At 60.3% G+C, this 15,529-nt stretch carries 15 protein-coding genes; 10 read left to right on the top strand and 5 right to left on the bottom strand.

Annotated features, from left to right (window positions below; all coding sequences use genetic code 11):
• Window positions 1-56 precede the first annotated feature (56 nt).
• Window positions 57-632: an NAD(P)H-dependent oxidoreductase gene (locus F2P67_RS11355; protein ID WP_166220351.1), complete on the bottom strand. Its 576-nt coding sequence runs from the start codon at window positions 630-632 to the stop codon at window positions 57-59.
• A 55-nt stretch (window positions 633-687) separates the two neighbouring features.
• Window positions 688-1,569, bottom strand: a complete 882-nt coding sequence (locus F2P67_RS11360) for a LysR substrate-binding domain-containing protein (protein ID WP_166220353.1) — start codon at window positions 1,567-1,569, stop codon at window positions 688-690.
• 100 nt (window positions 1,570-1,669) lie between these two features.
• On the opposite strand from F2P67_RS11360, the gene F2P67_RS11365 reads away from it, so the two are divergent.
• Window positions 1,670-2,434 (top strand): sulfite exporter TauE/SafE family protein, encoded by a 765-nt coding sequence (locus F2P67_RS11365; RefSeq protein ID WP_166220355.1) that lies wholly within the window; start codon window positions 1,670-1,672, stop codon window positions 2,432-2,434.
• On the opposite strand, the gene F2P67_RS11370 is transcribed toward F2P67_RS11365, so the two are convergent.
• On the bottom strand, window positions 2,424-2,738 hold the full coding sequence (locus F2P67_RS11370; RefSeq protein WP_166220357.1) for a putative quinol monooxygenase: 315 nt from the start codon (window positions 2,736-2,738) through the stop codon (window positions 2,424-2,426). The genes F2P67_RS11365 and F2P67_RS11370 overlap by 11 nt on opposite strands.
• Before the next feature lie 184 nt (window positions 2,739-2,922).
• Here F2P67_RS11370 and mdaB point away from each other — a divergent pair, with 184 nt between their 5' ends.
• The 8 genes from mdaB (at window position 2,923) to F2P67_RS11410 (ending at window position 11,602) form a co-directional block, all read left to right on the top strand.
• On the top strand, window positions 2,923-3,513 hold the full coding sequence (mdaB, locus tag F2P67_RS11375; protein WP_166220359.1) for an NADPH:quinone oxidoreductase MdaB: 591 nt from the start codon (window positions 2,923-2,925) through the stop codon (window positions 3,511-3,513).
• A gap of 191 nt (window positions 3,514-3,704) precedes the next feature.
• A complete protein-coding gene (locus tag F2P67_RS11380) occupies window positions 3,705-4,616 on the top strand; it encodes a LysR substrate-binding domain-containing protein (RefSeq protein WP_166220361.1) in 912 nt (303 codons plus the stop codon).
• Between the two features lie 103 nt (window positions 4,617-4,719).
• On the top strand, window positions 4,720-5,613 hold the full coding sequence (locus tag F2P67_RS11385; protein WP_166220363.1) for an NAD-dependent epimerase/dehydratase family protein: 894 nt from the start codon (window positions 4,720-4,722) through the stop codon (window positions 5,611-5,613).
• Between the two features lie 338 nt (window positions 5,614-5,951).
• Complete coding sequence (locus tag F2P67_RS11390) at window positions 5,952-7,301, top strand: GntP family permease (protein WP_166220365.1); 1,350 nt, start codon at window positions 5,952-5,954, stop codon at window positions 7,299-7,301.
• A 15-nt stretch (window positions 7,302-7,316) separates the two neighbouring features.
• A complete protein-coding gene (locus F2P67_RS11395) occupies window positions 7,317-8,177 on the top strand; it encodes a MurR/RpiR family transcriptional regulator (protein WP_166220367.1) in 861 nt (286 codons plus the stop codon).
• 1 nt (window position 8,178) lies between these two features.
• Entirely contained in the window at window positions 8,179-9,636 is a 1,458-nt protein-coding gene (locus tag F2P67_RS11400; RefSeq protein ID WP_166220369.1) for an N-acyl-D-amino-acid deacylase family protein, read from the top strand.
• Between the two features lie 130 nt (window positions 9,637-9,766).
• Window positions 9,767-11,179, top strand: coding sequence for a hypothetical protein (locus tag F2P67_RS11405; protein WP_166220371.1), 1,413 nt, complete (start codon window positions 9,767-9,769; stop codon window positions 11,177-11,179).
• A gap of 54 nt (window positions 11,180-11,233) precedes the next feature.
• Window positions 11,234-11,602 (top strand): glyoxalase superfamily protein, encoded by a 369-nt coding sequence (locus F2P67_RS11410; protein ID WP_166220373.1) that lies wholly within the window; start codon window positions 11,234-11,236, stop codon window positions 11,600-11,602.
• A 252-nt stretch (window positions 11,603-11,854) separates the two neighbouring features.
• Here F2P67_RS11410 and F2P67_RS11415 read toward each other — a convergent pair whose 3' ends face one another.
• Window positions 11,855-12,220: a DUF6124 family protein gene (locus tag F2P67_RS11415; RefSeq protein ID WP_166220375.1), complete on the bottom strand. Its 366-nt coding sequence runs from the start codon at window positions 12,218-12,220 to the stop codon at window positions 11,855-11,857.
• A gap of 485 nt (window positions 12,221-12,705) precedes the next feature.
• Window positions 12,706-13,722, bottom strand: coding sequence for an AraC family transcriptional regulator GliR (gliR, locus tag F2P67_RS11420; protein WP_166220377.1), 1,017 nt, complete (start codon window positions 13,720-13,722; stop codon window positions 12,706-12,708).
• 209 nt (window positions 13,723-13,931) lie between these two features.
• Between gliR and F2P67_RS11425 the strand changes: the two genes are divergently transcribed.
• Window positions 13,932-15,527, top strand: coding sequence for an FAD-binding oxidoreductase (locus tag F2P67_RS11425; protein ID WP_166220379.1), 1,596 nt, complete (start codon window positions 13,932-13,934; stop codon window positions 15,525-15,527).
• The last annotated feature ends 2 nt before the right edge of the window (window positions 15,528-15,529 follow it).

Raw genomic sequence — 15,529 nt, forward strand, 5'->3', positions numbered from 1 at the left:
CCCGAAGAGGCACTGACGGCGGCGTGTGCGCCGTCAGCTGAGGCGGCTGTAAAAACTCAGACGGCGGCGCTCACGCGCGCCTGTTCCAGCCAGGCATCGCGCTGGTTTGGCTTGGAGCCAAGGATTGGCCCGAAGGTCAGCGTCTTCAATGGCTTGATGCCGCAGAATTCCAGCGTGGTCTTGCGCATCTGATTCAGCCCCGGCATGCCATAGATCCACTTGTAGTACCAATACGGCGTATCCATGGTCACCAGCAGATGCGCGGTACGGCCCTTGAGCAGCTTGTCGGGGAAGGCTTTGCCTTCGCGATATTTGAAGGCGAAACCCGGCAGGAAAATCCGGTCGACGAAGCCCTTCAGCAGTGCCGGAATCCCGCCCCACCAGATCGGATAAACAAATGTCAGGTGTTCGGCCCAGGTGATATCGGCCTGTGCCTGCAGCAGATCCGGCTCCAGTGGCTGCACCTTGTTGTAGCCTTCGTGCAAGACCGGGTCAAACTCCAGCGCATCCAGGCGCAACAGCCGTACGTCGTGCCCGGCATCTTTGGCGGCCTGAACGTAAGTCTCACTCAATGCCCCGCAAAAACTGTCGGTGGAGGGGTGACCCAGTATCACGAGCATTCGTTTGCTCATTGTGTGTACTCCTGAAATGAAGCCCACAGGATAGAGTCTGCCCCTAGCGGTAGAGTCAAGGCACCAGTGCATCAAACAAGGCCCGGGCGTAACCGGGCAGGTGATCGAAGTCCCGCGCGCACAGTTGCAAGGTGCGATGGGCCCAGACTTCGTCCAGCGGCCGGCACGTTATCGAGTGCACCGACGCCCAGCGCTCGATGACCACCTTGGGCACGATGGCCAGCCCCGCACCTCGCGCCACCATGCGCATGACGCCCTCGAAGCCATCGGCACGGATCCGGATCGACATGCGCTGGCCGATGTGCAGCGCTTGTTCCTCCAGGTGAATCGCCAGCGCACTGTGGGCGCCGAGCGCTACGTAGTCATGCGCCAGGGTTTCACCGAACGTCAGCGATGGTTGACTCGCAAGCGCATGCTCAGGGGGCAGGATCAGTACCAATGGATCGTCGCGAAAGGCTTGGGTTTGCAGGCCGTGGGTGTCGACCGCATCGGAGACGATCCCCAGATCCGCTGCACCCAGACGCAAGGCGTGAGTGATGCGAGCGCTGGGTAGCTCCTGCAGATCGATGTCGAGGTTGGGATGGCTGCGCAGGAAGTCCGCCAACACTTCCGGCAGGTATTCGGTAATCGCCGTGGTGTTGCACAACAGCCGCACCTGACCTTTGACACCTTGGGCATAATCGGCCAGATCCTGCCGCAGACGTTCAGCCTGTTGCAGGAGGATGCGCGCGTGCTGCGCCAGGGCTTTGCCGGCCGGTGTCGGCGTGACGCCACGGCGACCGCGTTCGAGGAAATCGATGCCGAACGAGGCCTCCATCGCACGGATTCTGGCGCTGGCGGCTGCGAGGGACAAGTGGCTGCGGGCGGCGCCGGCGGTGATGTTGCCGGTGTCGAGGATGTGCAGGTAGAGGCGCAGGTCGGTGAGGTCGAAGTGCATGGGGGCAGCCTCCATAAATATTCAAGCCTCTTGTATTGGCAGAGGCTGCCTCAGTATATGGCAGATTTTCGGCCGGCCCGGCCTGGCGCACAGTAGCGCCATGAACACACTCGCAGATTTCTACCAACACCTCGGTCTGGCCTTGTCCCTGCTGGTCATCATGACTTTCGTGCTCGCCGGACTGGTCAAAGGCGTGATCGGTCTGGGCCTGCCCACGGTCGCCATGGGCCTGCTCGGTCTGGCTATGGCACCGTCGCAGGCTGCTGCGTTGCTGATCATTCCGGCGACGCTGACCAATGTCTGGCAACTGGCCTTTGGCGGGCATTTGAAAGGCCTGATCAAACGGCTTTGGCCGATGTTGTTGATGATCTTCCTTGGCACGGGTGTCGGCACTTTGTGGATCGGCATGGCGGGCGGACATTGGGTGGTGCGCGGGTTGGGTGCGGCGTTGTTGCTCTATGCGTTGAGTGGTTTGTTTCTGCCAACGCTGAGCGTAAATCCGCGCCATGAGGGCTGGCTTGGCCCGGCGTGCGGCTTGATCACCGGCGTCATCACCTCAGCCACCGGCGTCTTCGTCATTCCTGCAGTGCCTTACCTGCAAGCGTTGGGCTTGAATCGCGATCAACTGGTTCAGGCGCTGGGTCTGTCATTCACCGTTTCGACGTTGGCACTGGCCGCAGGATTGCTCTGGCGCGGGGCATTGAGCGGTGGCGAATTGGGTGCCTCGCTACTGGCGCTGATCCCGGCAGTGCTCGGCATGTTGCTCGGTCAATGGCTGCGCCAACGCATCAGCGCCGTGCTGTTCAAACGTGTGTTCTTCATCGGAATGGGCGCGCTCGGCGCCCACTTGCTGATCAGCGGTTAGCCGACGACTCGCTGAGCATGTCGATGCGGCGGATATCGAAATCCCGTTGCAGATACTCCATGCGCTGCTCGAAGAATTGCTTCATGTGCGGCAGATTCGAATGTACGTCGAGATGCGCCTGGCTTTCCCAGATCTCGTAGAAGATGAACAGCGTCGGATCTTCCCGGTCTCGCAGCATGTGGTATTCGATGCAACCGGGCTCGGCGCGGCTCGGTTCGACATAGGCGCGGAACAGCGCCTCGAAAGCCTCGGCTTTTTCCGGGCGGGTCTTGGCGTGCAGGATGAAACCGTGGCGTTCACTCATCGGAACAACTCCTCAAGATCGAAGGGTGGCCAATCCTAAGGCAAGAATCCATTCTCTATTCGTGCGCTTTGCTCAAATGTATTTTGCGCAATCAGGCCTTATTCCGCGCGAGGCGCATCGTTAATCTGCCGCCATTCCATTTTCCCTTCTCCATCCAGCCCGATGGCTGCGCCGAGGCTTTCTCATGAAAAAAGTTTTGTTGCTCAACGGCGGTAAAAAATTCGCCCACTCCGACGGTCGCTACAACACCACCCTGCACGAAGCCGCCCTGAGCGTGCTGGATCGCGGCGGTGTCGACGTGAAAACCACGTTCATCGACGAGGGTTACGACGTGGCCGAAGAAGTGGCGAAATTCCTCTGGGCCGACGTGATCATCTATCAGATGCCGGGCTGGTGGATGGGCGCGCCGTGGACGGTGAAAAAGTACCTCGACGAAGTCTTCACCGAAGGCCACGGCAGCCTCTACGCCAGTGATGGCCGCACCCGTTCCGATGCGTCGCAGAAGTACGGCAGCGGCGGGCTGATTCAGGGCAAGCAATACATGCTGTCGCTGACCTGGAACGCCCCGCAGCAAGCCTTCGACGACCCGACCGACTTCTTCGAGGCCAAAGGCGTGGACGCGGTGTACTTCCCGTTTCACAAGGCGAACGAGTTTTTGGGTATGACCGGGTTGCCGACGTTCCTCTGCGTTGATGTGATGAAGCGCCCGAACATCGAGAATGATGTGGCGCGTTACGAGCAGCATCTGAAAGAGGTGTTTGGCCTTAAGGCTTAAAACTGCACACTGTTGGTGAAGGGACTTATCTGTGGCGAGGGGATTTATCCCCGTTGGGTCGCGCAGCGTCCCCTGCTCTTGATCCTGAAACAGAACGGGACTGCTGCGCAGTCCAACGGGGATAAATCCCCTCGCCACAAAGGGATGTATTCACCACAATGCAAACGTGATGACCATCCGAAGGGACACCCGTGAAAGCCAGATCCGATGAGTTGCAGATTTTCGTCTGCGTGATCGAATGCGGTTCCATCTCCGCCGCCGCCGAACAGGTCGGCCAGACGCCATCGGCGGTCAGCCGTACTTTGTCGCGGCTTGAAGCCAAGCTCGACACCACGTTGATCAACCGCACCACGCGGCGTATGGATCTGACCGAAGAGGGCAAGTATTTCTTCGAGCAGGCCAAGCTGATTCTCGACCAAATGGATCAACTCGAAGAACGCCTGTCCTCCCGCCAGCAAACCCCGTCCGGACGCCTGCGGATCAACGCCGCCTCGCCATTCATGCTGCACGCCGTCGTCCCCTACATCGACGAGTTCCGCCGTCTCTACCCGGACATCCAGCTCGAACTCAACAGCAATGACCTGATCATTGACCTGCTGGAACAAAGCACTGACATCGCCATCCGCATCGGCACCCTTGCCGACTCGACGTTGCACGCACGTTCACTCGGTTGCAGTCCGCTGCTGATCGTCGCCAGCCCCGCGTATCTGGAAACGCACGGCACGCCGCTGCAAGTGGCGGACTTGAGTGACCACACTTTGCTCGGCTTCACCCAAAACGAAGGCCTCAACCAGTGGCCATTGCGCTACGTGCACGGTGATCGCTGGCCGATCAACCCGGCCATCAGCGCCTCCAGCGGCGAGACCGTGCGCCATCTGGCGCTGGAAGGTCAGGGCATCGCCTGCCTGTCGCACTTCATGACCATCGACGACATCCGCGCCGGCCGACTGAAGGTGTTACTCGGCGAATTCAACAGCGGTTATCGACAGCCGATCAACGCGGTGTACTACCGTAATTCGCAACTGGCGCTGCGAATTCAGTGCTTCCTCGACTTCATCCAGAGCAAACTCGCCGCTTACGCCAGCGCTGATTTCAAGGGCTGATTCGTGACCTATACGCAAGAGTGAATTGGGCGAGGGCGGGTGTTTCCCTGAGAAGCATCGGTCGATACTCGTCCCATCACCTATCCACGCAGGGAGTTTCTCCATGAACGTATTCGTCACCGGCGCCGCCGGTTTTATCGGCGGCTCGATCGCCACCGGTCTGGTCCAGGCCGGGCATACAGTCACCGGTCTGGTGCGCAGCGCCGAACAGGCAGATGAGCTGAAAGCACTGGGCATCACCCCGGTGATCGGCACCCTCGACGACAAGGCACTGCTCGCCGAACAGGCCCGTGCCGCCGACGCCGTGATCAACGCCGCCAGCAGCGACCATCGCGGCGCGGTTGAAGCTTTGCTCGATGCCTTGCGCGGATCCAACAAAGTGTTCCTGCACACCAGCGGTTCGAGCATCGTTGGCGATGCGTCGGGCGGTAAATCCAGCGACGTCATTTATTTCGAAGACAACTTGCCGGAACCGACCGTCGACAAGGCTGCCCGCGTGGCCATCGACAACCTGATCCTCGCCGCCGCGAAGGATGGCGTGAACTCCGCCGTCATCTGCAACACGCTGATTTACGGCCACAGCGTGGGCGTCAATCGCGACAGCGTGCAATTGCCGCGCCTGCTCAAACAGGCGCGCAAAAATGGTGTTGTGCGACATGTCGGCACGGGCCAGAACATCTGGTCCAACGTGCACATCGAAGACGTCGTCGCCCTGTACCTGCTGGCACTGAGCAAAAACGTACCGGGTACCTTCTACTTCGTCGAAAGCGGCGAAGCCTCGTTCATCGACATGACCACCGCTATGGCCCAGGCCTTGAACCTCGGCGAGCCACAAGACTGGCCACTGAAAGACGCCGAAGCCGAATGGGGCTACGAGATGGCCAACTACGGCCTCGGCTCCAACAGCCGCGTGCGCGGCAAACACGCCCGCGAACTGCTCGGCTGGGCGCCGAAGCGCACGTCAGTGGTTGAATGGATTCGTAACGAAATGGTGTGACGATAGCCATACCGAGTGAAGCCATTCGCGAGCAAGCCCGCTCCCACACAGAGTCCGCATTCCCCTGAAGAAATGCGATCAACCTGGGGGAGCGAGATTGCTCGCGAAAGCGGTGGCTCATTCGACAAAGATATTCAATGTGCTCGCATGTTTATTGGTCAGCAGAAATGCATGTAAATCCCGCCCCTCGATTTTCATTAATCGCGACACGACATATCCATTAGCGACACGCCTTACCTCTCCACGAAAATTACTTTCATGCGGTTTGAAATCTCGATCTCGAAATGATTTATGAGTTTCACAACCCATTCGAACGTGACCCTTTCGAGGAGTACCGCATGACGCCTTCATTCGGCTATTGGCTGCTGGTCTATGCCGCCGTCGCCATCATCGCGCTGATCGTGTTGATCGCCCGTTACCGGCTCAATCCGTTCATTGTCATCACATTGATTTCCATTGGCCTGGCATTGGTGGCAGGGATGCCGCCGTCGGGTGTGGTGGGGGCGTATGAGGCCGGGGTGGGCAAGACACTGGGGCATATTGCGCTGGTGGTGGCGCTGGGGACGATGCTCGGCAAAATGATGGCCGAGTCCGGCGGTGCCGAGCAGATGGCGCGCACCTTGATCGACAAGTTCGGCGAGAAAAACGCCCATTGGGCGATGGTCTGCATTGCGTTTCTGGTCGGGCTGCCGCTGTTTTTTGAAGTCGGTTTTGTCTTGCTGGTACCGATTGCCTTCACCGTGGCGCGGCGCGTCGGTGTGTCGATTCTGATGGTCGGTCTGCCGATGGTCGCCGGTCTGTCGGTGGTGCATGCGCTGGTGCCGCCGCACCCGGCGGCGATGCTGGCGGTGCAGGCTTATCAGGCGTCGGTCGGGCAGACGTTGTTGTACGCGATTGCCATCGGCATTCCGACGGCAATTATCGCCGGTCCCCTGTACGCCAAATTCATCGTGCCGCGCATTCAATTACCGGCGGATAACCCGCTGGAAAAACAATTCCTCGACCGCGAACCGCGCGACAAACTGCCGGGTTTCGGCATCACCATGGCGACCATTCTGCTGCCGGTGGTGCTGATGCTGATCGGCGGCTGGGCCAACCTGATTTCCACGCCGGGCAGCGGTTTCAATCAGTTTCTGTTGTTCATCGGCAACTCGGTCATCGCGCTGTTGCTCGCGACCTTGTTGAGTTTCTGGACGCTGGGCATCGCTCAGGGTTTCAACCGCGAATCGATCCTCAAGTTCACCAACGAATGCCTCGCACCGACCGCCAGCATTACCTTGCTGGTCGGCGCGGGCGGCGGTCTGAACCGGATTCTGGTCGACGCTGGCGTCACCGATCAGATCGTCGGCCTCGCCCACGAATTTCACCTGTCGCCGCTGATCATGGGTTGGTTGTTCGCGGCGTTGATGCGCATCGCCACCGGGTCGGCGACCGTAGCGATGACCACCGCGTCCGGCGTGGTCGCGCCGGTGGCCATTGGTCTGGGATATCCACACCCTGAACTGTTGGTGCTGGCGACCGGCGCTGGCTCGGTTATCTTTTCCCACGTCAACGACGGCGGCTTCTGGTTGATCAAGGAATACTTCAACATGACGGTCGCGCAGACGTTCAAGACCTGGACCGTGCTGGAGACGTTGATCTCGCTGGTCGCTTTCGGTCTGACCGTCGGCCTTTCTTACCTGCTGTAACCGGAGCCATCCGCCATGGACATCCTCTACCAGATCCGCGCCCGCCAGGACTCCTTCAGCGCCGGCGAAGGCCGCATCGCCCGGCTGATGCTCGACGACGTCGGCTTCGCCGCCAGCGCCAGCCTCGAAGATCTGGCGCAACGCGCCGAAGTCAGCACCGCCACGCTGTCGCGGTTTGCCCGCACCGTCGGCTGTCGCGACCTGCGTGATCTGCGTCTGCAACTGGCCCAGGCCAGCGGCGTCGGCAGCCGTTTTCTCGACCCGGCGGGCACGCCTGAACAGTCGGCGTTTTACGGGCAGATCGTCGGCGATATCGAAACCACGTTGCGTCAGCACTTGGCCGGGTTCGACGAATCGCGCTTTGCCGACGCGGTGAAATTGCTCGGCCAGGCGCGGATGATTCACGCCTTCGGCATGGGCGGTTGCTCGACCTTGTGCAGCGACGAATTGCAGGTGCGGCTGGTGCGCCTCGGCTACCCGATTGCGGTGTGTCATGACGCGGTGATGATGCGCGTCACCGCCGCAAGCCTGAATGCCGAGCAAGTGCTCATCGTCTGCTCGCTGACCGGCATCACCCCGGAATTGCTGGAGACCGTCGAACTGGCGCGCAACTACGGCGCACGCATTCTCGCCATCACCCGCGCCCACTCGCCGCTGGCCGAACTGGCCGACATCGTCCTGCCGCTGCAAGGCGCGGAAACCTCGTTCATTTACAAACCGACGGCGGCGCGCTACGGCATGCTGCTCGCCATCGACGTGCTCGCCACCGAACTGGCGCTGGCCAATCCTGAAGACAATCAAGAACGTCTGCGGCGGATCAAACTCGCCCTCGACGAATACCGTGGCGGCGACGATCACCTGCCGCTGGGAGACTGACATGCAGTACGACACGCTGATTCGCAATGCCCTGATCATCGACGGCAGCAACACGCCCGGTTACCGCGCCGATGTGGCGATTCTTGATGGCCGCATCGAACGCATCGGTGACTTGCGCGATGTCACTGCCAGCGAGGAAATCGACGCCGCCGGCCGCGTGCTGGCGCCGGGTTTCATCGATGTGCACACCCACGACGACACCGTGGTCATCCGCCAGCCCGAAATGTTGCCGAAACTCAGCCAGGGCGTGACCACAGTGATCGTCGGCAACTGCGGGATCAGCGCCTCGCCCGTGACGCTGAAAGGCAATCCGCCGGATCCGATGAACCTGCTCGGCACCGCAGCGGCGTTTGTTTATCCACGATTCAGCGATTACCGCGCGGCGGTCGAAGCGGCCAACACCACGTTGAATGTGGCGGCGCTGGTCGGCCACACGGCGCTGCGCAGCAATCACCTGGATGACTTGTTCCGCACCGCGACGCCAGACGAAATCGCCGCGATGCGTGAGCAGTTGCGCGAGAGCCTGGAGTACGGCGCCTTGGGTTTATCCACAGGTCTGGCCTACGCCAGCGCCTTCAACGCCTCCACCGATGAAGTCATGCAACTGGCCGAAGAACTCACGGCGTTTGGTGCGGTGTACACCACCCATTTGCGCAGCGAATTCGCCCCGGTGCTGGAGGCGATGGATGAGGCGTTTCAGATCGGGCGACACGCGAAATCTCCAGTGATCATCTCCCACCTCAAATGTGCTGGCGTCGGTAACTGGGGGCGCAGTCCGCAGTTGCTCGCGTCGCTGGAAAAAGCGGCGAAAACCCACCCGGTCGGTTGCGATTGCTATCCGTACGCGGCGAGTTCTTCGACACTTGATCTGAAGCAAGTCACCGATGCCCATCGCATCACCATCACCTGGTCGACGCCGCATCCGGAAGTCAGCGGCCGCGATTTGATCGACATCGCTGCCGAATGGAGCGTGCCGTTGCTCGAAGCCGCCAAACGCCTGCAACCGGCGGGTGCCGTGTACTACGGAATGGACGAGGCGGATGTGCAAAGAATCCTCGCCCATCCGTTGTCGATGGTGGGCTCTGACGGACTGCCGGAAGACCCGTTCCCGCACCCGCGCCTGTGGGGCGCTTTCCCACGGGTGCTCGGACATTTCAGTCGCGACGTGGGGCTTTTTCCGCTGCACACCGCCGTGCACAAGATGACCGGCCTGTCGGCGGCGCGCTTCGGCTTGAAGGAGCGTGGCGAGATTCGTGAAGGTTATTGGGCGGATCTGGTGTTGTTCGATCCGGAGACGGTACGTGATGTCGCGGATTTCAACGACCCGCAACGCGCCGCACAAGGCATCGACGGCGTGTGGATCAACGGGGTGTTGAGCTATCAGGATGGGCAATCTTCAGGACGTCACGCAGGACGGTTCCTCGCTCGTGAAGACGACCTGCGCAAAGGTTTTATATAACCGCAGTTGTAAGTTTGCGACGTGGTCTGGATTTTTGCGCAGTGATGGCACATTGGAATTAAAGATTCCCTCGAGCAAGCCGAATCGCTGACATTCAGTGGATTTGGCGTCTGTCGCCCCAGGGAGTTTCATGTACCGCGTTAGTTTGTTCGTAGCCGTCACATTACTGGCCGGTTGTGTCAGTCCACAAGCACGCCGGGCGGCGGAATCCGAGAGCTTGTTCAAGGATATCCTCCCGCGTCCATTGGTCAGCGATTCGGTTATGCGCGAAGGCGATATCCTGACGTTCCAGATCAGTCAGTCCGGCAATGCGCAAGCGGCGGCAGGCGTGGTTTTTCAGATGGAAGCCTCCTGTGCGGCCGACCGTGCCAACTTGCTGTATCTGGGCGGCGGCGGTCGGATGTATCCGGGGCCCAATAGTCAGCAATACTCGACTGGTCGAGCGGTGCCGGCCAACGTGCTGGGGACGTTGAAGAACAACCCTGAGTTCATCAAGGCGTGTGCCAGCACGCCGGCGTCGGATTGGCGAGTGGTCAAAGGCAGCGGCGAGGAGCAATGGGTATTGTTTGATCGCAACAGTCTCAAGAAGGACAGTTCCGAACTCAGATTCTGGGCGGCTTACGACAACCCCTTGATTGGATTCGATGCGCCCTACGACGCTCCCTATGCGCAGAAGCGCGAGCGTTATGCAGTCGATTGTGGCAAGCAGACCTACCGTGTGGTGGCAGGCTACGATCTGGATGCCAACAACACTGTCACGGATGGACAAGACGCGGTTGCACTGACCTCCAATGCAATCAGCGGTAGCAACGACGACTACGAGCGGCTGTTCAAACTGGTCTGTGAAAAACCCGAATCTGCAGCGCAACTGCCCAAGTTCGTTGCCCGCGCAAAGAAAAGCGCTCCAGTGACTCTGCCAACGCTTTCTCCGGCGGTGACATCAGCCATCAAACAACTGAATATGCCGGACGCCGTTAAACCGCTCAACTATGTGGAGATCACGGGCCAGTCCAATTACAAGGGCAAGACTTCAGACATGCGCGAAGAGCGCCACTTCGAAATCGATAGCGCCTCGCAGCAACTGAGTCTGCATTTGTCGGGCGCCAATTATGAGAGCGATGCCGTGACTTTTCGCGGGCTGCTGGATCTAGCGAAATTGAGCCGTTTCAGCGTCTCGAAGGGACCCTCAATGAAAGACACCTCCAGTGTCATCAACCTACGCTTCAACGGCGACTGGCAGCATATGCCGGTCAACGGACGCCTGGCCTACAACGCGACGTTCAGTAGCACTAACTCGCTGCTCGGCAAAGTCGACGAGCGCCAGGAAAACACCAACTGCACCGTTGTTCGCGAACTGTCGGCGAGCCAGATCAATACAGCCTTGAGCGGCTCGGCCAAAGAGTTGACGTGCAGTAAAGAGGGCGATGAGTACAATCGGGTCAACACCTACTACTACTTGTCGGATTATGCTTACTTCTTCTTTGCACGCACTGACAAGAACCGTTTTTTCTACAGCGATCTGGTACTCAAGACGCTGCGTTGATCCGGCCATTTGACCCGTCGAGCACGGGCCTTTTCCATAGGCGAGAGCACTCCCATGAGCTTCGGCAAAACCACCCCGATCCTGCGGATCTTCGATGAAACCAAGGCGTTGGAATTTTACGTCGATTTCCTCGGTTTCAAGGTCGATTGGCAGCACCGTTTCGAGGCGAATTTCCCGCTGTATTTGCAGGTGTCGCGTGGCGAGTGTGTGCTGCACCTGTCCGAGCACCATGGCGATGCGACGCCGGGTTCGGCCTTGCGCATCGAGACTGATGAGCTGGAGGCGTTTCAGCAGCAGTTGGCCGCCAAGGATTACAAGTTCTCGCACCCGGCTATTCAGGCGATGCCGTGGGGCAGCCAGGACATGACCATCGCCGATCCGTTCGGCAATCGGTTGGTGTTTACCAACGCGATCAGTCTCTGAAGCGAAAAGCCCCTCACCCTAACCCTCTCCCGGAGGGAGAGGGGACTGATTGGGGGGATGCTTCAGAGTTGCATCGACTTGAACGTGCTGTACCGAATCCATAATCGATAGGGTCTTACAGGTCGGTGCATGGCGCCAGACACCTCGGTCGGCCCCCTCTCCCTCGGGAGAGGGCTGGGGTGAGGGGCAAATGGCATATCGCAAAAAGAAGCCCGCCACCCGACCCTTCCAGTTGGACAGCGGGCTTTTTCGTTACTCGGTCGGCACCAGTTTATCCAGCACTCGATTGACGGCGATTTCCGCGACCATCACCACTTGCGCAATGCCTTGCAGGGTTTTGCGGTGTGAGCCTTCGAGTACGGCGGCGAAGTCGTTGAGCATCACCGTCGCCGAGCCGAGGGTTTCGCAGGCATCGGTCAGCAAGGGTTCGGTGTCGCTGGCCGGGTTGGCCATGTAGAGGCGGTTGGGTTGGTAGGGCGTGGCCATGATGTGCGCGGCGGGAGGGCCGAGATAGTGATCGAGGGCGCGCTCGGCGGCTTCGTGGAATTTCTTTGATTCGGGGGATTCGTAGGGGGAGGCCGCGTCGGTGGGCGGCGGGTTTGGCGTAACTTTGAACATAAGCTGTGTTCCTGTCATTGAGCGCCCGCTTTTTCGCTACTAAACGAAAAGGGAGGCAGCTGTACGCAGGTTAGTAGACCGGGGAACTCAGCTTAAGCCGGCGCGCCGAAGCGCCCTACGTACAGCCACCATCAAGCTCAGGTTCGAGAGCACCTGTGATGAATATACGACCAGCAGAATTACCACGGGCTACTAAACCCGATCACTGGGAATCAGTGACCCGATTGAAGTTACGCAGCAAGACCTGGGCGCACAAGCCGGCGGATTCTGGCTTAGGCGTAGGCAGCGGCGCAAGGATTTGTAGGCTCTTGGGCGTAACACTGAGTGTCCTTAAACATCTACGCTAAACCGTGTTTATCGCACCGTGCTCACTGGCCTCTTCGCGAGCAAGCCCGCTCCCACTCTGGATCTTCAGCGCAGGCGAGTTTTGAATACAACCCGTCACTCATGTGGGAGCGGGCTTGCTCGCGAAGAGGCCCGCACGGTCACCCCCGATGCGTCTGCCGAAACTCCCCCGGCGGCATTCCCCTGCGGCTCTTGAACGTACGATGAAACGAGCGTGGTTCGGTAAACCCCAGATATTGCGCAATGTCCTGAATCGGCAGCGTGCTGTGCAACAGATAATGCTCAGCCAGCTCCTGGCGCAGATCATCCAGAATCTGCTGATACGACGTCCCCGCCTGATGCAATTGCCGCTGCAGCGTACGCACTGACACGCTGAGCTGTTCGGCTACTTGTTCCTTGCGCGGCAAGCCTTCCTTGAGCAACTGTCGCAGGATGTTTTTCACCTGCTGCGCAAGCGACGCGTCTTCCAGCGTCGCCATCAACCCCAGCGCGTGTTCTTCCAGGGTGCGCAGCAACTGCGCATCGGCCTGACGCAACGGCAACTGCAAGTATGGCAGCGGCACGATCAGCGCCGAATACGGCTGATCAAACAACACAGGGCAATCGAAGAACGCCTGGTACTGCGCCGGCGTGGCCTCGGCCGGGCAGGGGTGTTCGAGCCAGACAGCGGCCGGTGACATCTGCGTGTCGGCGATCCAGCGGGCATAGTGCAGCCAGGAGCCGAGCACGTTTTCCACCAGATGCCGACGAATCCGTGGGCGCGGATAACGGCACGTCCAGATCAGGTGCACATGGCCGTCCTGCACTTCGGCGCGGCTGACGCCCATGTCGCCGACCAGTTTTTCGAACGGCATGATCCGGCTCATCGCATCGCCCAGCGTCGCGCAGTTCATGGTGATGTAACCGAGCACGCTCCAGGAATTGGGCAGCACGAAGTTGGCGGCGTTGAGCCCGAACAGCGGATCGCCCGAGTACTCGCAAAAATAGTCGAGCAACTTCTCGTGAGCCTCGCCCGGCAAGCGCAGGGTGTTGTCGCTCAACTGCTGCGCCTGCAACCCGGCCGCCGCCAACGCCGGCTCAATGGCCATGCCCAGTTGTTCGGCATGACGCAGGTATTTGAGCAGCGGCGGAACGGAGGTAAAGCCGAGCGATTGCATGATCGTATTCCCTTGATCAAGGCGGCATGAGCGGATGAATGCCCTGAAAGGTAATTTGAAACCACGGCTAAAGTAAATGGCTGACGCTTGCGCGACGTTTGACTCAATTGGCTACACGAACTGGCCGGATGTGACCGTGACACTTGGCGGCCGGCGGCTAGTATGGGCACCTGAAACATCACTGATCGGAACCGCAAAAGGACACACGCATGCGACGCTGGAACGGCTGGGGAGATGCAACCACGGTGGTCGAACTGCCGGCCCAGGGCGCGAGTTTTCTCGCACAACGGGTGGGTGAGGGGCGAGCGCTGCCCGATGCCACGCTGGAAACGGCGCTGGCCCGGGTGCCCGCCTCACGCTTGTCGGCGCACGCGCTGTACAGCGTGGACGCCCATGACCGGTTGCTGCATGCACGCGGCCAGAGTCTGCCGGACTGGCTGGCGTTGCGCGAAGGCGCGTTGGGCAACTACCCCGATGCGGTGGCGTTCCCCGAGACCGCCGAACAGATTCGCCAATTGCTGGCGCTCGCGCTTGAACAGGACTTGTGCCTGATCCCTTACGGCGGCGGCACGTCGGTGGCCGGGCACATCAATCCGCCGGACTCTGCGCGGCCAGTGCTGACCGTTTCCTTGACGCGCATGAGTCGACTGACCGACCTCGACGAGCAGAGCCTGCTGGCCACTTTTGGCCCCGGCGCGAGTGGCCCGCAAGTCGAGAGTCAGCTGCGCGCGCGCGGCTATACGCTAGGGCATTTTCCGCAGTCCTGGGAGTTGTCGACGCTGGGCGGTTGGGTTGCCAGTCGCTCCAGTGGTCAGCAGTCATTGCGCTATGGGCGCATCGAGCAGTTGTTCGCCGGCGGGACGCTGGAAACCTTCGCCGGGCCATTGGCAATTCCAACGTTTCCAGCCTCGGCCGCCGGCCCTGATCTGCGCGAAGTGGTGCTCGGTAGCGAGGGCCGTTTCGGGATCATTTCGGAAGTCAAAGTGCGGGTCAGCGCACTGCCCGCCGACGAGCGTTTCTACGGCGTATTCCTGCCGAACTGGAGCAAGGCGCTGCAAGCGATTCGCCAATTGGCCCAAGCACGCGTGCCGCTGTCGATGCTGCGCCTGTCCAACGCCGTGGAAACCGAAACACAACTGGCGCTGGCCGGTCATCCGCAGCAAATCGCCTGGCTGGAAAAGTACCTGAGCCTACGCGGGGCGGGCGAGGGCAAATGCCTGCTGACCTTCGGCGTCACCGGCAATCGTCGGCAGAACGCGCTGTCGCTGCGCCAGGCACGCCAGCATCTCAAAGCGTTCGGTGGCGTGTTCACCGGCACCTTGCTCGGCAAGAAATGGGCGCAGAACCGCTTTCGTTTTCCCTACCTGCGCGAGAACCTGTGGAATGCCGGTTACGTGGTCGACACCCTGGAAACCGCCACGGACTGGAGCAACGTCGACAACCTGCTCAACCGCATCGAAAACAGCCTGCGTGATGCTTTGGCCGCAGAAGGTGAACGGGTGCATGTGTTCACGCACCTGTCCCACGTCTACGGCGAAGGGTCGAGCATCTACACCACCTACGTGTTTCGCCCGGCGGCGGATTACCCGGCGACGCTGGCGCGCTGGAAAGCCCTCAAACACGCAGCCAGCCAGACCATCGTCGACCACCACGGCACCATCAGCCACCAGCACGGTGTCGGCAAGGATCACGCGCCGTACCTGCTGCGCGAGAAGGGCGCGTTGGCCATGGACACCTTGCAGGCGCTGAGCCAACACTTCGATCCCGCCGGGCGGCTCAACCCCGGCACGTTGTTGCCGGAGTGACG

The sequence above is a fragment of the Pseudomonas atagonensis genome (assembly GCF_011369485.1).
GTDB classification, from domain to species: domain Bacteria; phylum Pseudomonadota; class Gammaproteobacteria; order Pseudomonadales; family Pseudomonadaceae; genus Aquipseudomonas; species Aquipseudomonas atagonensis.

What these genes read in the sequence shown, in the direction of transcription:
- F2P67_RS11355 (WP_166220351.1), bottom strand. Translation starts at nt 632, where the DNA reads ATGAGCAAACGAATGCTCGTGATACTGGGTCACCCCTCCACCGACAGT.
- F2P67_RS11360 (WP_166220353.1), bottom strand. Translation starts at nt 1,569, where the DNA reads ATGCACTTCGACCTCACCGACCTGCGCCTCTACCTGCACATCCTCGAC.
- F2P67_RS11365 (WP_166220355.1), top strand. Translation starts at nt 1,670, where the DNA reads ATGAACACACTCGCAGATTTCTACCAACACCTCGGTCTGGCCTTGTCC.
- F2P67_RS11370 (WP_166220357.1), bottom strand. Translation starts at nt 2,738, where the DNA reads ATGAGTGAACGCCACGGTTTCATCCTGCACGCCAAGACCCGCCCGGAA.
- mdaB (WP_166220359.1), top strand. Translation starts at nt 2,923, where the DNA reads ATGAAAAAAGTTTTGTTGCTCAACGGCGGTAAAAAATTCGCCCACTCC.
- F2P67_RS11385 (WP_166220363.1), top strand. Translation starts at nt 4,720, where the DNA reads ATGAACGTATTCGTCACCGGCGCCGCCGGTTTTATCGGCGGCTCGATC.
- F2P67_RS11390 (WP_166220365.1), top strand. Translation starts at nt 5,952, where the DNA reads ATGACGCCTTCATTCGGCTATTGGCTGCTGGTCTATGCCGCCGTCGCC.
- F2P67_RS11395 (WP_166220367.1), top strand. Translation starts at nt 7,317, where the DNA reads ATGGACATCCTCTACCAGATCCGCGCCCGCCAGGACTCCTTCAGCGCC.
- F2P67_RS11400 (WP_166220369.1), top strand. Translation starts at nt 8,179, where the DNA reads ATGCAGTACGACACGCTGATTCGCAATGCCCTGATCATCGACGGCAGC.
- F2P67_RS11405 (WP_166220371.1), top strand. Translation starts at nt 9,767, where the DNA reads ATGTACCGCGTTAGTTTGTTCGTAGCCGTCACATTACTGGCCGGTTGT.
- F2P67_RS11410 (WP_166220373.1), top strand. Translation starts at nt 11,234, where the DNA reads ATGAGCTTCGGCAAAACCACCCCGATCCTGCGGATCTTCGATGAAACC.
- F2P67_RS11415 (WP_166220375.1), bottom strand. Translation starts at nt 12,220, where the DNA reads ATGTTCAAAGTTACGCCAAACCCGCCGCCCACCGACGCGGCCTCCCCC.
- gliR (WP_166220377.1), bottom strand. Translation starts at nt 13,722, where the DNA reads ATGCAATCGCTCGGCTTTACCTCCGTTCCGCCGCTGCTCAAATACCTG.
- F2P67_RS11425 (WP_166220379.1), top strand. Translation starts at nt 13,932, where the DNA reads ATGCGACGCTGGAACGGCTGGGGAGATGCAACCACGGTGGTCGAACTG.